Below are 16,601 nucleotides of genomic sequence, written 5' to 3'. Positions count from 1 at the left end.
AGCGGGGGATCGGCCGATGGCCGTGCTGGCGCGGCGCCCGCGCATGCGGGCACGCCGGAGTGCCTTATAGGGTAACAGTGGCGCGCATGACGTCTCACGTGCCCGGCGATGGGAATGGCGAGGAGCGCGGCGGCTGCCGGGGATGATCGGGCAGGGAAGGGGCGCTGATCGGGAATGGAGGGCTGAATGTATTGTGGCCGCCTCGCATGGGCTCGCGGCGATTGGCGAGCATACTGCGGGGCGGCCGCCTGCGGTCGGCGCTACTTCTTCAGGAATTCGCGGACCTTGTCCACTGAATTCGTTCCGGCGTCCTGAACCGCCTTGCGCAGTTCGTCCCTGGTGCAGCCCAGCGTTTCGCTCCAATACCGGACTTCCCAATCTTCTTCCAGGTTGATACGCGAACGGTCGCGCGGCCCGCGGTCTTTCAGGTCGTCTGCCATTTCTGTTCTCCTTCGAATGCCGAAAACCCCGCTAGAGCAAACGATGTGCCGTGCGTCCAAGGCGTGCGCGGCCGACGCCATTAGGCGTTCTATTTATTTGAATGTTCTGTTCGAAAACCGCCGCTCACCCGGCGGCTGGAGATTCCTATACTTTCTCCAGGTCGCGCGGCCTGCTTCGGAGAACCGGGGGAATCGAGCGAAGCCCCTGCAAGAACGAACCCATTCAAAAATTTCTATGGAAGACGCCATGAACAACGCCAAACTCGAAGTCCTGACGCCCCGCAACAGCCAGATCATCTTCATCGACCAACAGCCCCAGATGGCTTTCGGCGTTCAGTCGATCGACCGGCAGCTCCTGAAGAACAATGTGGTTGGCCTGGCGAAGGCCGCGAAGATTTTCTCCATTCCCGCCACCATTACGACCGTCGAGACGGATAGCTTTTCCGGCCACACCTTCCCCGAACTGCTCGACGTATTCCCCGGCCAGCCACTGCTGGAACGAACCTCGATGAATTCCTGGGACGATCAGAAGGTGCGTGACGCGCTGGCGGCGAACAAGCGGAACAAGGTCATCGTGTCGGGTCTCTGGACCGAGGTCTGCAATAACGCGTTCGCCCTGTGCGCGATGCTGGAAGGCGGCTACGAAATCTACATGGTGGCGGATGCGTCGGGAGGCACGTCGAAAGAGGCGCACGATTATGCGATGCAGCGCATGATCCAGGCAGGCGTCGTGCCAGTGACGTGGCAGCAGGTGATGCTGGAGTGGCAACGCGATTGGGCGCACCGCGACACTTACGACGCGGTCATGGACGTGGTCAGGGAACATTCGGGCGCGTATGGCATGGGCGTGGATTACGCCTACTCCATGGTGCACAAGGCGGCCCAGCGCACGGCAGGCGCGCATACGGTCCTGGCGCCGCAGCCGGCCCCGGTGGAGCATTGACCGTTTTTTGAATAATCGACGGCCCGGCGGGAAAGGGAAGCGGGCGATCTAAAATCGCCCACTTCTCTCATCCCATTCCGACATCGCCATGGCCGACACCATACGTATTCCGGATCAGACCTCGCTGCCTGAGCTGACGTTGCGAGGCGTCATACTGGGAGCCCTCATCACGGTGGTTTTTACGGCTTCCAACGTCTATCTGGGCTTGAAGGTAGGTCTGACGTTCTCGTCGGCCATTCCGGCGGCCGTCATCTCGATGTCCGTCCTGCGTCTGTTCCGCGATGCCAACATCCTGGAAAACAATATGGTCCAGACGCAGGCATCGGCGGCAGGGACGCTGTCATCGGTAATCTTCATCCTGCCGGCACTTGTGATGATGGGGCATTGGCACGGTTTTCCATTCTGGATCACCTTGGCGGTATGCGCGGCCGGCGGGATGCTGGGCGTCATGTTCTCGATCCCTTTGCGGCGCGTGATGGTCGTGCAGAGCGATCTGCCCTATCCGGAAGGCGTTGCGGCGGCGGAGATCCTGCGCGTGGGGACGAAGGCCATGGAGCCGCCGGAGGCTACGGATGCAACAAAAACTGCGGCCTCTTCACCGCGTTCCACCGACCGGCGCGTCCGGGGCGGCGGCACCGGCATCGCCGATATCGCCACTGGCGGCATCGTCGCCGCGGCAGTGAGTTTCGCGAGCAGCGGCTTGCGCGTGCTGGGCGACGGCGTCAGCATGTGGCCGACCCTAGGTGCAGCGATTTTCCGGCTGCCGATGGGATTTTCCATGGCGTTGCTCGGCGCCGGCTATCTGATCGGCATCGTCGCCGGCTTGGCCATGCTTACCGGTTTGGTGATCGCGTGGGGCGTATCGGTCCCCATTCTGACCGCCATGCACCCCATGCCGGAGGGGGCATCGGTCTCCGCTTACGCCAATGCGCTTTGGTCGTCTCAAGTGCGGTTCATCGGCGCCGGGGTGATCGGCGTCGGAGCGATCTGGACGCTTGCCACGCTGGCGGCGCCGCTGGCGCGCGGTCTGAAGACGACTTTCTCCGCCATTGGCGCGCGGGGCCCGCGCGGCAATGGCGCCGTGCCGCGCACCGAGCGCGACATGCCGGGCCTGGCCATCGCGGCGATCAGTCTGGCCATGATCGTCATCCTCGCACTGGCGTTCTATGCCTTTCTGTCGGGCAATGCGGCAGATGGGGCCGCCATCTGGCAATTGGTGGCCTACGCGGTGGTTTTCGCCTTCGTGTTCGGCCTGCTCGTCGCCGCGGCATGCGGCTATATGGCGGGACTGGTCGGCTCGTCCACAAGCCCCATCTCCGGCGTGGGCATCGTTGCCATCGTTCTTGTGTCGCTGCTCATACTCGCGGTTGGCGACGGCAGTGGCTTGCTCGCCACAGATGCGGGCCGGCAAATGGCGATCGCCTTGGCGATCTTCACGACGTCGGCGGTCATCGCGGTCGCCTCGATTTCCAATGACAACCTGCAGGATCTGAAGACCGGCTGGCTGGTGGGCGCCACGCCATGGCGCCAGCAGGTCGCGCTGTTGATTGGTTGCGTGGCCGGCGCGGCGGTCATCTCGCCGGTGCTGGACCTGCTGTACAACGCCTACGGATTCGCCGATGCGATGCCACGCGGGGGCATGGATCCCTCGCAAGCCTTGTCGGCGCCGCAGGCGACCCTGATGCTGGCAATCGTGCGCGGCATATTCACGCATCAGCTCAATTGGGAGATGATCCTGATAGGCATGGGCGTTGGCGTGGCGTTGATCGTGGTGGACCTGATCCTGAAGCGCTATTGCAAGGTTGCGCGCATGCCTGTGCTCGCGGTGGGAATCGGCATCTATCTTCCGCCGACGGTGTGCGCGCCGCTCGTCGTGGGTGCGGCGCTGGCCTGGCTGGTGGGCCGCATGTTGCGGCGGCGGACCACCGATAGGGGCGCAATCGATGCAGCCGACCGTCGCGGCGTGTTGATCGCTTCGGGCCTGATCGTCGGCGAAAGCCTGGTCGGCGTGGTCATGGCCGGCATCATCGGCCTGAGCGGCCAAGAGGCGCCGTTGGCGATCGCCGGGCCGGGGTTTGCGACGACGGCATCATGGCTCGGACTCGCGGTGTTCGCCGCGGTGGCGTGGCTGTTCGGCCGGCGCGTGCTGGCGGCGGCGCCGCCGCGATGACGCTGACGTGTTTGCCGCGCAGTCCGGCGGCGCTGTATCCCGGGCGCGCGCCTCAATCGTGATACGCCAGCCGTAGCGGCAGGTCCTCGTGATCGGCGAGCCGACGATGGGCTTCTTCCACGAGTTCCTGTTCGGCCGCGCGCAGCGCGGCCGCCCCTTTCAGGCCGGTGTGGCGCTCCACGCGCCGCAAGGCATCGGCATTGCAGCGGCATGCGACATATCGGCAGCCTGTTTCCAGCCAAAAGGCCGCGCCGTCCTCCGCTACCGAGATTTCCCAGATCGCCCCCATCGGATCCTCCCGCGGTTCAGGGGTTAACATTCCGGCCGCATGCATTTGGGGCAGGCATACCGGCCATTTCGCCATCCGTCGAGAGTCTAGGCAGCCTCAACCCCTACGGGTATCCGATGGATGTACTAAGACGCAGGCAGGACGGCCGCGCCGCGATCCGCCAACTGGTTGAGCGGAGACCCGAGACATCATGCAGAGGTGAACCTTGTCCGATACCTACGGCCTAAAACTCACGTGAAGACTCAGAATCGAATTCCTGGAAAACATGCATAGAAAGACCGTTGCCGCGTTGTTCTCCCTGGCAGGCGCTTTTGCGGCCAGCCTCGTTCTTGCCGCCGCTCCGCCCACGGCCATGCCTCTGGGCACGGAGTCCGCCGCGCACCCTATCTCGGCCGCGCCGGCCGGCGCCCCGTCCGCCGCCGGGCTTCCGCCGTCGCCGGAGGCGCCGGCGCTGGATGCCCGCGCCTGGCTGCTGCTCGACGCCACGAGCGGCCAGGTTATCGCCTCGCGCAACCCGGACGAACGGGTGGAACCCGCGTCGCTGACGAAGATCATGACGGCGTACCTGATCTTCCAGGCGCTGCGAGACAGGACTTTGAGCCTGGAGCAGCAGGTGACGGTGTCCGTCAATGCATGGAAGGTTGCGCCGGGCAGCTCCAAAATGTTCATCGAGCCTGGGCAGCACGTCAGCATCGACGATCTGTTGTCCGGACTGTTGATTCAATCGGGCAACGATGCGGCGGTGGCGCTCGCGGAAGCCGCGGCGGGCTCCGAAAACGCGTTCGTGCTGCGCATGAACGAGATGGCCGCAAGCATGGGTTTGAAATCGACGCACTTCGCGAGTCCGCATGGGCTGCCCGATCCGCAGACCTATTCCACGGCCCGGGACCTGGCGACGCTGACCGCGCGCCTCATACGCGACTTCCCCGACATGTATGTCCGCTATGACCGCGTCAAGCAGTTCCGTTTCAACAACATTACGCAGCCCAACCGGAACCGGCTTTTGTGGATCGACCCGTCGGTCGATGGCGGCAAGACCGGCCATACCGAGGCCGCTGGCTACTGCATGATCGCGTCGGCGCTGCGCACCGGCGCGGCGGGCCCGCGGCGCCTGATCGCCGTGGTCATGGGTACGCCGTCCGACAAAGTCCGCACCGCGGCTACCGGCACGCTTTTGAACTGGGGTTTCCAGAACTTCGAGACGGTCAAGCTGTATGCCAAGGGCCAGTCCGTGGGAACCTCGACGGTATGGAAGGGCCGGCAATCCCAGGTGCTGGTCGGCTTCGACAGGGACGTCTACGCCACCGTGCCGCGGGCCTGGGCCCCACGGCTGCAGAAGGCGGTTGCGCGCCAGGGACCCCTGGTGGCGCCGCTGGCGCTCAATACGCAGGTGGGAACGGCCGACTTGCAGGTTGAGGGCCACACCATTGCAAGTTATCCGGTCGTGACCTTGCAGCCGGTCGAAGCAGGAGGCGTTTTTGCCCGGGGATGGGACAGCATGCGTCTGTGGGTATATGGGCTGATGAACGAAAAGCCACCGGCCTGAGTATCAGGGCGGGCGCCTTGCCGCGGTTTGGATGGCCGCCGGCTGGCGGCCGCCGCCGCGGCATCCGGCCTTTTCCCGATAGGGAGTGCGCGCAGTCACCCCGATCGCGCTAGAATCATTGATAGGTCAATTATTGATGAGTCCATAAAATGGCGCCCCGAGCTCCCGCCGCTCCTCATTCCGCCGGACAGGTCTTGCCCTTCCGCCAATCCCTGATGGCGATGGTGGGCATGTGCTTCGTTGTCATGCTCGTGGCAATCGATCAGACTGTCGTGGGTACTGCATTGCCCACCGTGGTTGCCGAGCTCAAGGGCTTCGACCTGTACGCGTGGGTTGCCACGTCGTATCTGCTCACTTCCGTCATCACCGTGCCGATCTTCGGCCGGCTGGGCGATTACTACGGCCGCAAGCCCTTCGTGGTGCTGGCCATCGTCGTCTTCACGGCAGCGTCGGCGCTCTGCGGCGCGGCCGACAGCATGCTCTATCTGGTCATCGCCCGGGCCTTGCAGGGCATCGGCGGCGGCATGCTGGTAGGCACCGCCTTCGCCTGCATCCCGGATCTCTTCCCGGATTCCTATGTGCGTTTACGCTGGCAGGTCATGTTCAGCTCGGCGTTCGGCATCGCCAACGCCATCGGCCCATCATTAGGCGGCTTCCTGACCGAATACTACGGCTGGCGCGCCGTTTTCTACGTCAACGTGCCGGTCGGTCTGCTGGGGCTGTGGTTTGTGTCGCGCCATCTGCCTCACCTGCGCCACGGCGATCCCGGCAAGGTGCGTCTGGACTGGCCGGGCGCGCTGCTGATCGCCCTTGCGCTGGGTACGCTGCAGTTGCTTGTGGAGCTGCTGCCGCGCGAAGGTTATAGCAGCCTGACGGGCATGCTGGCGGCTGGCAGCGTGATCGCCTTTGCCGTCCTGTATTTCTGGGAGCGGCGCTGCCCGCATCCGCTACTGCCCTTCGAAATGTTCCGGCACGCCAGCCTGGCGCCCCTGTTCAAGCTGGCGCTGCTTGTCGGGGTGTCGATGTTCTCGTTGTTGTTCTATGCCCCGCTGTTGCTGCAGGGCGGATTCGGCCTGTCTCCCAAGGATGCGGGTCTGCTCATTACCCCCATGGTGGTATTCATTACCGTGGGCAGCATTACCAATGGCCGCATCGTGACGCGCATTCGCAATCCCAACAATATGCTTTATGTGGGCTTCTTTCTGATGTGTGTGGCGACGGCTGGCATCGTTACGACGCACCACGACACGCCGCGGTGGCTCATCGCCGCCTACATGCTTGCGGCGGGCCTCGGGCTGGGCTTCATCATGCCGAACCTGACCGTGTTCGCGCAGGAAACGGCGGGACGAGCCCATCTGGGCATCGCCACCGCGCTGCTGCAATCCCTGCGCATGGTGGGCGGCATGATCGGCACGGCCGTGGTCGGCACCATGGTCAGTCACAGCTATGTGAGCGGCGTGCGCGCCTCGCTGGAAAACACGCAGGCAGGGCGCTGGCTGGCCGATCTGGATGACCCGCAGATTCTCGTGAATCCCGACGCCCAGGCGCATTTCCTCCAGCAGGCCGCGGCGTCTGGCGCGGACGGCGCCTCGTACCTGGAAGCGGCCCGGGTGTCGCTGGTCGGCGCCATCCATCATGGGCAGATCATCGTATTGGCGGTCTGCATTCTGTCCTTGTGGTTGGTGCGCCGCGTGCCGCCGGTGCGCTTGACGCGCCGCGCCAAGGTCGCCAGCGCGCCGGCAGGGGAGTAGACGATGCCCAAGGAGCAACAGGGGCTGCATACCGTACAGATGCTAGGCCAGACTTATCGGGCCATGATGTCGGCGTTCGAAGCCAACGTTGGCCATGCCCTGCCACGGTGGCGCATTCTGCTCGCACTGCACGAGGCCGGGCCGTTGTCGCAAAAAATCCTGGCCGAGCGGTGCCGGCTCGATCCCGCTTCGCTGACCCGCCAACTGCAGGCGATGGAAGGCTTGGGGTGGGTCAGCCGGTCGGTCGATGAACAGGACAACCGCATCATCAACGCCACGTTGACGGCGCAGGGCAAACGCGTCGTGGCCGAGGCCTTGCCCAGGCGCGCCGCCTTTTTCGATCAGGCCCTGCAGGGCCTGTCGGCCGAGCAGGTCAAAACGTGCAACCACGTCCTCGCCGTTTTGGAAGAGAACTTCAAGGCGGCGCAACAGCGCGCACTCGCGGGTTGAAGCGCTGCGCACGCGCCGGCTGCCTGCCGGCGTGTTCAGCGGGCAGCGCCGCGCTTCAGGAGTTCGGCCGCCAGTTCGCGCAGGCGGCTTTTCTGGATCTTGACGGAATTCGCACTTTCCACCGTCGGGAAAGCTGGCAGGGCGTGGAAGCCGGCCGGTACCTTGTATGCCGCCATGGCGCGGCGGCATGCCGCCCGCCATCCATCCGCGTCCGGCTGTGCGCCCGGTTCCAAAAGGACGAAGGCGAACGCCACCGTTTTGCCGTCGGCCTCTGCGCCCACGACCTGGCAGGCGCGCACGCCGGGCAGGGCGGCGACAAAGCTTTCGATCTCGGCCGGGTTCACCAGATAACCGGAAAGGCGCAGGGCGTCGCCCATGCGCGCCTGGAACACGAATTGGCGCGCATCGACGGTGTAGCCGAGGTCGCCGGTGCGGAAATAACCGTCGCCGGTCATCGCCCGGGCCGTGTCCGCCGCATCGTCCAGGTATCCCAGCATGAGGCTAGGACTCGAGATTTCGATCTCGCCCGATTCGCCTGGCTCCAGGATCCGGCCGCTTGCCGGGTCCCTGGCTCGCACGCGGGCTTCCGGATAGATGAGGCGTCCGCCGGGAAGATGGCGGTGCGCCGCGTCGTCCAACGGCTGGGCGGCGACCAGCGCAATCAATTCGCTGGATCCGTACAGGCCGGTGACGGCAATGCCGTGCCGCGCTGCGCGCTGCGGCAGGGACGGAAGGCCAGGGGAAAAGTGGGCCAGGCCGAACAGGCGCACGGATGAATAGTCGTTCTCCGGCGCGGCGTCCAGCATGCGGGCCAGCGCTTCGTTGTTCATATAGGCGTGCGTGACGCGGTGTTTCGAGACCGCCGCCGCGGCGTCCCGCGCCTCGAATACGGGCTGGCATACCATCGGTACGCCTGGCGCCAAGGTCCCGGCCAGGGCAGCGAATCCGAATACGCCGCAGAACGGCGCCGCCGCCAGGACGCGCGCCGTGCGGTCATGGCCGTACGCGGCGGCTACCGCATCGCCGTGGCGCAGCAGCGTGCGCTGATCGTGCACCACGAATTTTGGCAGCGAGGTCGTGCCAGACGTCGTGAAGCAAATGGCCGGGCCATCCTCGGCGACGACATCGGCGGGCGCGCCGTCGCGCATCATGGCGCGCAGCGCATGCGCCGGTAAGCCGGCCAGCGCGGGCGGCGCGCAAGGCTGCGGCCCCGCCAGGAAGATGCCGCGAAGCCGGCGCAGCATATCGTCCGGAACATCGGCCAGGATGCCGTCGAAGTCGATGTTCCTGAATCCCGGCCAGTACAGCAGCCACTCGGCGCGGGCTCGCCCCAGTATGTCGGCCAGTTCACGAGACCGGAACCGGGTATTGACCGCAATCGTCAGGGCGCCGATTCTCGCGCAAGCCAGGAAGCCGGCGATCCACTCGATCCCGTTGGGCAGCCAGATCGCGACGCGGTCGTCAGGCTTCATGCCCGCTGCCGCCAGCGCGCCGGCCAGGCGCAGTGTGCAGTCGCGCAGGGCCGATATCGTCACCGGCACGTCGTCGTCGATAAGCGCGATCGCCTCTGGCGTGCGTGCCGCCCATGCGTCCATACGCGCGGCGAAGGTATCGTCGCGCAGGGCTTTCATCTCCGCCGATTCATCCATGGCTCACACCGTCGCCACCGGCGTCACGGGAGACCCCATTGCGCCGGGCAAGCGCAATGGCGGGGCGGTCAACAAGAATCGGGTACGCCCATGTTCGCGCAGCCATTCCGCCAAGTCCTTCAGATACCACAGCTCCGCCAACGGTACCCCCAGCTTGAAAAGACAATGGTGATGCAATGGCAGTACCGAACGCACCGGTCCTGACGTCATGGCCGGGTAGGCTTCCACGGCATAGTTGTCGGTGCAGATGGCCGCGATGCCGGAGCGCGTGATCCAATCGAGCAGCGCCGTGTCGGCGCCGTCGAGCACAGCGCCCGTCTGATCGAGCTCTTTCAAATCCGGCCGTCCATCCATGCGCACGATTGCTTCCGCAAAACCTGTGCGCAGGACCAGCATATCGCCCGCTTCCACCGTGACGTTCTGGTCTCGCATGACTTCCGCCAGCGTGGTTTCATCCACCAGGGTGCGGCGGGTACCCAGTGCATGGGCCAGATCCACCATAACGCCGCGGCCTTGCATGCCCTTGCGCGCGTACGTATCGATACCGAGCCTGCGGGCGTACGAGCCGCCCGGCGGACAACATGCGGCAGCAGCGTCGGCGTGTGCGCCGCCGCCAGGAGCAGCATCCTCGCCGCCCAGGATATCGACGCCCCCTTCGAAGCCGTTGTAGTACGCCAGCCGAGGCGATCCGTCGCCATGCAGATCGAACAGTGCGCCTACATGGCTGAGCGCATCCCATTGCGTGGAGTACTGCAAGGTCAGGGTCACCTGATCGTCGTTCAGAACGTCGATGGCGCTGGCGTCTTCCCGGCGCAGCGGGAAGTTGACCGTCGGTCGTCCGTCCCGGGACACGGGTCCGAGCAGGGGCGGACGCCGGCGCGGGTTGAGCACATTGCCGCCGGGCAGGTCCAGCGGCAGCGACAGGCAGAAAACCTTGCCGGCCCGCACTTCCCGCACGCCTTGCAGCACTTTTTCTTCAGTCAGCAGATTGAGGCGGCCCAATTCGTCATCCGGCCCGTAGTCGCCCCAGGTTGAACCTTCGGGCCTGCATTTCCATCGTTGCATGCGGGTTGTCTCCTCGAAAGGTTCTATGTTTATATTTCCGCAAAAACTATAGTACGGATTCACCGACTTTTCGAAGGCCGCGGCCCGCCACGTTTCGCGCCTGTCGGGGTCGCGGCGATTGCAGTTTCATAAGAACACCCGCTCAGGCGGACAGGAGACAAGCATGCCCCGATTTTCCCGGGCGGCGCTGTGGCGCCGTGGGCTGGCCGCGCTGGCCATGGCCGTCAGTTGCAGCGTTGGCGCTGCCGGATTCCCCGATCATCCCATTACCGTCGTCGTCCCCTATCCCCCGGGCGGCGCCGCCGATCTTTTCGGCCGCGCCATCGCGAATGCGCTCCAAGGCAGCCTGAAATCCACTGCGGTGGTGGAGAACCGGCCGGGCGCCGGGGGCAATATCGGCATGGCCTACGTCGCCCGCAGCAAGCCCGACGGCTATACCCTGGGCCTGGGCACCATCGGTACGCAGAGCATCAACCAGTTCCTGTATGCGAACATGCCTTTCGATCCCGAGCGAGACCTGGTGCCGATCGCCCTGGTTTCCGTCACGCCGAATGTGCTGGCCGTCAGCGCCAAATCTCCTTATAAAACCTTGCAGGACGTCATTGCGGCGGCGCGCGACACGCGAGGGAAGAAAATGTCGTACGCGTCGCCCGGCATCGGATCATCCGTGCATCTGACGGGCGCGTATTTCGCATCCGTGGCGCATCTGGATCTGCTGCACGTGCCCTTCAAGGGAACGTCCGCATCGCTGCCGGCCGTGGCCGGCGGACAGGTCGACCTGCTGTTCGATAACCTTCCCGGCGCGCTTGCGCAGATCAAGGATGGCTCCCTCGTGCGCGGCATCGCGGTCACGTCCCTGCAGCGCAATCCGTCGGTTCCAGACCTTCCCACCTTCGCCGAATCGGGTCTGCCCGGATTCGACGTGACGGCATGGTTTGCTTTGTATGCGCCGCACGGGACGCCGGCTGCGGTGGTCGACCGCCTTATCGCCGCGGCGCGCGAAGGCTTGAAGGCGCCGGAGGTGGCAGCCAGTTTCGCGACCATGGGAGCCCAGCCCGGAACGTTGTTCGGCGACGACCTCGCGGCGTTCGAACGTACGGAGCGGCAGAAGTGGGGCGCCGTGGTGAAACAACAAGGGATTACGGCGCAATGACCGTGGACGCGGTGCTTGTCACGGGCGGCAGCAGGGGCATCGGCCGCGCCATCGTCGCCCGCTTGGCGGAAGACGGCTACGACGTTTTCAACTTCAGCCGGCGTCCGCCGGACGCGCTGTTGCCCCGCGAAACCTTCGTGCCTGTCGACCTCGCCGATACGGAGGCGGCGCGCACGGCCGTCGCGGAGCTGGCGGCGCAAAGGCCGGTCACGCGCTTGGTGAACAACGCCGGCATGGTCGAAGTGGCCGCAATCGAAGCGATCGACGCCGAAGCGATACAGCGCACGGTCGCTCTGAATTTGACGGCGCCGATCGTTCTGTTGCAGGGCCTGCTGCCGGCCATGCGGGCGGCGGGCGAAGGCAGGGTGGTCAATATCGGCAGCCGCGCGGCGCTCGGGAAACCCGGACGTACCGTCTACGGCGCCAGCAAGGGCGGCCTGGCAGCGATGACGCGGACCTGGGCCTTGGAACTGGCGCCGGCCGGCATTACCGTCAATGCCGTGGCGCCCGGCCCCATCGCGACGGCGCTGTTCGAGCGCTCCAACCCCACTGACGGCAAGGCAATGGTGGAGGTCCGCGATCGGATTCCCGTCGGCCGTCTGGGACGGCCGGAAGAAGTGGCGCACGCGGTCGCCATGTTCCTCGACGACCGGGCCGGATTCATCACCGGTCAGGTGCTATACGTGTGCGGCGGTCTCAGCGTCGGCCAGGCGCCATAGCCGGGTTGTCTGCATCGGGTGCACGCATAACGCGCCGGCCTCCAGGCGGGGGACCGGCGCGTGGCGGACGCCGCCGTCCGGACCCCTATATCGTTCCGGTAAGCAAAAGAATGATGACGATGATCAACACCAGTCCGAGCCCGCCGCTCGGATAATAGCCCCAGCCGCGGCTGTGCGGCCACGTGGGCAAGGCGCCAATCAGTAGCAGAATCAGGATGATCAGCAGGATGGTTCCAAGGGTCATGTCGTTCTCCTTCTTTCCGTTGGGATGGCCGCGCCCACCGAGTCCGTTGAGGATGGGCATAAGGCCACGGAAGGGCAAGAGCAAAAATCGGACCCAATCACGTCAGGCTGCTGCCTGCCAAGCACTTCCGGATGAAAAAGCCAATCATTCGTTCGTGGGATGTTGTCCTAATACGTCTTTACGCCAAATGCGTTACACACGGCAACTTGCCTCTTCGCTACGATAGGTCCGACATTGCACGGAGATCGCTATGACTCACGATAACGACGCTATCAACGATCGAGCCGCGCATGTGATCTGGTTCGAGACATCGGCCGGCGCGCGCAAAATCAAGGCCGGAGTGTCCTGGGAGGTCTTGCGGGCGCGCTTCGGCGCGGGCGCGGAAGAGGAAAGCCTGCTTGTCGCCTATCGGGGCAACAGCCGCATGCTGCATGCGCTGGCGCAGCGCAAATTCCTGGAAAGCCACCCGCTGCCGGTGATGCTCGGACAAGCGGATTTTCCCCGGCAGTGGGGATCGAGCCGCTGAATCGGGCGTTGTCCGCCCTAGTGTTTTCCCGCCACGATCCGCCCCAGTGTGCGCACAGCGGCATGGACCTCCGGCGACATCGGATGCGCGCAGCTGACGCGCAGGAAGTGGTCGTAGCGATCCGTGTTTGAAAACATCCGGCCTGGCGCCACACGGATGCCGGAGGCGAGCGCCGTCTCGAATACGTCTTTGGAAGCGCGGCCATCGGGCAGCTCCACCCACAGAAGCATCCCGCCTCTTGGCACGCTCAGCCGCGTCCCGCGTGGAAAGTGTTCGGCAATGGCGCGGGCCATGCCTTCGCGCTGCGTGCGCAGGCGGCGCCGCAGGCGCATCAGGTGCCGGTCGTACCCCTTCGATTGCAGGACCTCGGCTACCGCGACCTGCGGCGTGGCGCCATTCGGCCGGCTCTGTACGTACTTCAGCATCGCCAGCCGCGCTTTCCAGCGCCCGCCGATCATCCATCCCAGGCGGGATCCCGGCGCCAGTGTCTTCTGCATCGATGCGCAATAAATGACATTTCCATCGCGATCCCAAGCCTTTGCCGCGCGCAGCGGCTCGTCGCCGTCGGCCAGCGGCCCATACGTGTCGTCCTCGATCAAGGGTATGGCCTGGCGCTCGCACAACGCGACCAGCCTTGCCTTATCCTCGTCCGGCATGATGCTGCCCAAGGGGTTGTGCAGGTTGGGGACGACGACGACCGCCTTGATGTCCGGATGGGTCTGGAATGCCAGGTCCAGTGCCTCGATGGAAAGGCCCCGTTGCGGGCTGGTCGGAATCTCCAGCGCACGCATGCCCAGGCTCCCGATAACCTGCAGCAATCCAAAGTAAGCCGGCGACTCCACTGCAATGGTGTCCCCCGGGCCGGCAACCGCGCGCAATGCAAGGTTCAGCGCCTCGATGCAGCCGTGCGTGACGATGATGTCGTCCGGCGTCGCATTGATGCCCGCGTCCAATGCGCGGCGGGCCAGCGTCGCCCGGAGCACGGGATGCCCCTGATGCGGCGCCGGGCTCGTCAGCAGATCGGGATAGCGCCGTACGGAGCGCAGCATCGCCTGTTTCAGTGCATCGACGGGGTAGGCGTCGGCGGGCGCGACCGAACTCGCCAGATCCACACGTGGCGGATGTATCGCGCTTTTGGCAATAAAGTCGGATACGCGGTCGTGGATCCCGACATAGGAAGCCGCGTCCAGCACCTGGCGGGTGTCGGGCTCATCAGCCGGAAGAAGCTTGCTCCGCTTCGTTTTAAGGACGAAATAACCGGAACGTGGCCGGGCCTCGATCAATCCGTCGTCTTCCAGGCTGCGGCAAGCCTGAAGCGCTGTGCTGATGCTGACCTGGTGCAGGCGCACCATGGTCCGGACGGACGGCATGCGGGAGGTGGGGGCGAGAACACCGGAATAAATGGCCTGCCGATAATGATCGGCTAAACGCTGATACAGAGGCTGTTCCATGCCGCAATCATTGCGTATGCCTGAAGGGAGGGAATAGGCACAGTTGAGGATGAATCCGACAGTAACAGAAATAGCGCGTGACAGCTGCTCCGCCGAACAAACATCGGCCGTGTGTCTAAAAGGCAGGCAGGCCGACGCCTAAGCTCGCTGTGTTCACGGAATGGAGCGAAATCATGAAGACGGACAAGGCCAGGCAGGACCTCGCGCTTTGCCAAGGAGAAATGCGAGTCGTCTATCTGCCCCGGCGCACGGTGATCCTGGGTTTGAAGGGCTCGGTCACGGTGATCGAGCGCGTGGACGGTTTGGGCGACGCCGGGTTCAGTCTGTGCGTACCGGTGCGGGGCGGCGAAAGCCATGAACTGGCCTATGGCGGGCAGGTGACGCTGCGCGCAAGCCGGGGCGCCAGCGTGCGCGTGATCCCGCCGACGCCTGTCCTGGCCGCCTGGCGGCGGCGCTGCCGTGCGGGGATGCGGTCGCTGCAGCGCGCCGTCGCCGCGCTCGGCCGCCGTGTCGCCGGCCAGTGGCAGGGCTAAAGGTGAGTTGTTCAGGCAACCTTGGATGCGAAACGCGTGACGATGTCGCGCGCCACGGCTTCGGCGACCTCGATGCCATCGATGGCCGCGGAATAGATGCCGCCCGCATAACCGGCCCCTTCTCCCGCAGGGTACAGGCCAGCAACGTTCACGCTCTGGTAGTCGTCGTCCTTGCGGCGGATGCGCAGCGGTGACGATGTGCGCGTTTCAACGGCGGTCAAGACCGCATCGGCCATCGCGTAGCCTTTGATTTTCCGGTCGAACGCGGGCAGTGCTTCCCGGATCGCCTGTACTGCGTAGTCGGGCAGGGCGGTCGATAGATCGGTGGGTGTCACGCCGGGCGTGTATGAGGGCTGAACGGTCCCCAGCGCTGTGGACGGCCGGCCCGCGAGGAAGTCCTCCACACGCTGCGCCGGCGCCAGATACCCGCCGCCCCCCAGTTCGAAAGCGCGCGATTCCCAATGGCGCTGGAAAGCGATGCCGGCCAGCGGGCCGCCGGGATAGTCCTCGGGTGTAATGCCCACGACGATGCCCGCGTTGGCATTGCGCTCGGCGCGCGAATACTGGCTCATGCCGTTGGTCACGACCCGGTTCGGTTCGGAGGTCGCGGCAACCACCGTTCCGCCCGGGCACATGCAAAAGCTGTACACCGAGCGGCCGTTGCGGCAGTGGTGCACGAGCTTGTAATCGGCCGCGCCCAGCACCGGATGGCGGATGTGCTTGCCGAAACGGTCCCGGTCGATCAGGCTTTGGGGATGCTCTATCCGGAATCCGATGGAAAAGGGCTTTGCTTCAAGGTACACCCCGCGATCATGCAGCATCTGGAACGTGTCGCGCGCGCTGTGGCCGACGGCGAGCACCAGATGCGAACAGGGAAGGTATTCTCCGCTGGCCAGCATGACGCCTCGGATGCGTCCCTGATCCAGGTCCAGGTCGGCCACTCGCTGCTCGAAGCGAATCTCGGCGCCCAGAGCCTCCATCGAGGCGCGCATCTTCTCCACCATGCTGACCAGCCGGAAGGTGCCGATATGGGGCTTGCTGACGTACAGGATCTCTTCGGGCGCGCCCGCCCGTACGAATTCTTCCAGTACCTTGCGTCCCAGATGGCGCGGGTCCTTGATCTGACTGTACAGCTTGCCGTCCGAGAACGTGCCGGCGCCGCCTTCCCCGAACTGCACATTGGATTCCGGATTCAGCACCTGCTTGCGCCAAAGCCCGAACGTGTCCTTGGTCCGCTCGCGCACGGCTTTGCCGCGCTCCAGGATGATGGGACGAAAGCCCATTTGGGCCAGGATCAGGCCGGCGAAGAGCCCGCATGGTCCCATGCCGACGACCACGGGACGGGGAGCATCTGGCGCCGCGGCGGCGTTGGCGACGAACTTGTACCGCATATCGGGCGTGGGCACGACGTGCGGGTCGGCGTGGAACCGCGCCAGTACCGTGCATTCATTGCGTAGCTCGGCATCGATCGTGTAGACCAGCTGGATATGGTCGCGCTTGCGCGCGTCGTAGCCGCGCCTGTGAACGTGAAAGGACAGCAGATCGTCCGCGGGAATCGCCAGCCGGTCGGCAATGGCGCGAGGCAGGGCCTCCTCGGGGTGGTCCAGGGGAAGCTTGATTTCTGAAACGCGTAGCATGGTGCAAGTCCGGCGCCGCTTATGGCGCATTGGGA

General features: G+C 65.0%; 16 protein-coding genes. 9 read left to right on the top strand and 7 right to left on the bottom strand.

Annotation, left to right across the window (positions count from 1 at the left end; translation table 11 throughout):
• Positions 1-260 precede the first annotated feature (260 nt).
• Positions 261-440 (bottom strand): DUF3606 domain-containing protein, encoded by a 180-nt coding sequence (locus CAL13_RS13900; protein ID WP_086057925.1) that lies wholly within the window; start codon positions 438-440, stop codon positions 261-263.
• A gap of 247 nt (positions 441-687) precedes the next feature.
• On the opposite strand from CAL13_RS13900, the gene CAL13_RS13895 reads away from it, so the two are divergent.
• Positions 688-1,383 carry a hydrolase gene (locus CAL13_RS13895; protein ID WP_086073649.1) on the top strand — a complete coding sequence of 232 codons (696 nt, stop codon included), beginning with the start codon at positions 688-690 and terminating at the stop codon, positions 1,381-1,383.
• An 88-nt stretch (positions 1,384-1,471) separates the two neighbouring features.
• A complete protein-coding gene (locus CAL13_RS13890) occupies positions 1,472-3,553 on the top strand; it encodes an OPT family oligopeptide transporter (RefSeq protein ID WP_086072708.1) in 2,082 nt (693 codons plus the stop codon).
• A gap of 52 nt (positions 3,554-3,605) precedes the next feature.
• Here CAL13_RS13890 and CAL13_RS13885 read toward each other — a convergent pair whose 3' ends face one another.
• Positions 3,606-3,872, bottom strand: coding sequence for a hypothetical protein (locus CAL13_RS13885; protein ID WP_157664879.1), 267 nt, complete (start codon positions 3,870-3,872; stop codon positions 3,606-3,608).
• 322 nt (positions 3,873-4,194) lie between these two features.
• Here CAL13_RS13885 and CAL13_RS13880 point away from each other — a divergent pair, with 322 nt between their 5' ends.
• From CAL13_RS13880 to CAL13_RS13870, 3 genes are all read left to right on the top strand, one after another.
• Positions 4,195-5,388: a D-alanyl-D-alanine carboxypeptidase family protein gene (locus CAL13_RS13880; protein WP_420042455.1), complete on the top strand. Its 1,194-nt coding sequence runs from the start codon at positions 4,195-4,197 to the stop codon at positions 5,386-5,388.
• Positions 5,389-5,537: 149 nt separating this feature from the next.
• Complete coding sequence (locus tag CAL13_RS13875) at positions 5,538-7,139, top strand: MDR family MFS transporter (RefSeq protein WP_086072705.1); 1,602 nt, start codon at positions 5,538-5,540, stop codon at positions 7,137-7,139.
• Positions 7,140-7,142: 3 nt separating this feature from the next.
• Positions 7,143-7,589 (top strand): MarR family winged helix-turn-helix transcriptional regulator, encoded by a 447-nt coding sequence (locus tag CAL13_RS13870; protein WP_086057920.1) that lies wholly within the window; start codon positions 7,143-7,145, stop codon positions 7,587-7,589.
• Between the two features lie 35 nt (positions 7,590-7,624).
• On the opposite strand, the gene CAL13_RS13865 is transcribed toward CAL13_RS13870, so the two are convergent.
• Complete coding sequence (locus CAL13_RS13865; protein WP_420042396.1) at positions 7,625-9,238, bottom strand: AMP-binding protein; 1,614 nt, start codon at positions 9,236-9,238, stop codon at positions 7,625-7,627.
• A 3-nt stretch (positions 9,239-9,241) separates the two neighbouring features.
• A complete protein-coding gene (locus CAL13_RS13860; protein WP_086057918.1) occupies positions 9,242-10,303 on the bottom strand; it encodes a cyclase family protein in 1,062 nt (353 codons plus the stop codon).
• A 217-nt stretch (positions 10,304-10,520) separates the two neighbouring features.
• Here CAL13_RS13860 and CAL13_RS13855 point away from each other — a divergent pair, with 217 nt between their 5' ends.
• Positions 10,521-11,456, top strand: coding sequence for a Bug family tripartite tricarboxylate transporter substrate binding protein (locus tag CAL13_RS13855; protein ID WP_420042454.1), 936 nt, complete (start codon positions 10,521-10,523; stop codon positions 11,454-11,456).
• On the top strand, positions 11,453-12,175 hold the full coding sequence (locus CAL13_RS13850; protein WP_086072703.1) for an SDR family NAD(P)-dependent oxidoreductase: 723 nt from the start codon (positions 11,453-11,455) through the stop codon (positions 12,173-12,175). The genes CAL13_RS13855 and CAL13_RS13850 overlap by 4 nt, the downstream gene beginning before the upstream one ends.
• 85 nt (positions 12,176-12,260) lie before the next feature.
• Here the strand turns inward: CAL13_RS13850 and CAL13_RS13845 are convergent, their stop codons facing one another.
• On the bottom strand, positions 12,261-12,419 hold the full coding sequence (locus CAL13_RS13845; protein WP_086059465.1) for a DUF3309 family protein: 159 nt from the start codon (positions 12,417-12,419) through the stop codon (positions 12,261-12,263).
• Positions 12,420-12,669: 250 nt separating this feature from the next.
• On the opposite strand from CAL13_RS13845, the gene CAL13_RS13840 reads away from it, so the two are divergent.
• Entirely contained in the window at positions 12,670-12,945 is a 276-nt protein-coding gene (locus tag CAL13_RS13840; RefSeq protein ID WP_086057915.1) for a DUF1488 family protein, read from the top strand.
• 17 nt (positions 12,946-12,962) lie between these two features.
• On the opposite strand, the gene CAL13_RS13835 is transcribed toward CAL13_RS13840, so the two are convergent.
• The gene (locus CAL13_RS13835) at positions 12,963-14,396 is read right to left on the bottom strand and encodes an aminotransferase-like domain-containing protein (RefSeq protein WP_086072702.1); all 1,434 of its coding nucleotides are present in this window, start codon (positions 14,394-14,396) and stop codon (positions 12,963-12,965) included.
• A 173-nt stretch (positions 14,397-14,569) separates the two neighbouring features.
• Here CAL13_RS13835 and CAL13_RS13830 point away from each other — a divergent pair, with 173 nt between their 5' ends.
• Entirely contained in the window at positions 14,570-14,929 is a 360-nt protein-coding gene (locus CAL13_RS13830; RefSeq protein WP_086072701.1) for a hypothetical protein, read from the top strand.
• A gap of 11 nt (positions 14,930-14,940) precedes the next feature.
• On the opposite strand, the gene CAL13_RS13825 is transcribed toward CAL13_RS13830, so the two are convergent.
• Positions 14,941-16,566 (bottom strand): NAD(P)/FAD-dependent oxidoreductase, encoded by a 1,626-nt coding sequence (locus tag CAL13_RS13825; RefSeq protein WP_086072700.1) that lies wholly within the window; start codon positions 16,564-16,566, stop codon positions 14,941-14,943.
• Between the last annotated feature and the right edge of the window lie 35 nt (positions 16,567-16,601).

The organism is Bordetella genomosp. 9 (assembly GCF_002119725.1).
In the GTDB taxonomy this organism is placed as follows: domain Bacteria; phylum Pseudomonadota; class Gammaproteobacteria; order Burkholderiales; family Burkholderiaceae_B; genus Bordetella_C.
Note: the sequence above shows the minus strand (reverse complement) of the source record. Positions and strands in the feature narration are given on the sequence as shown.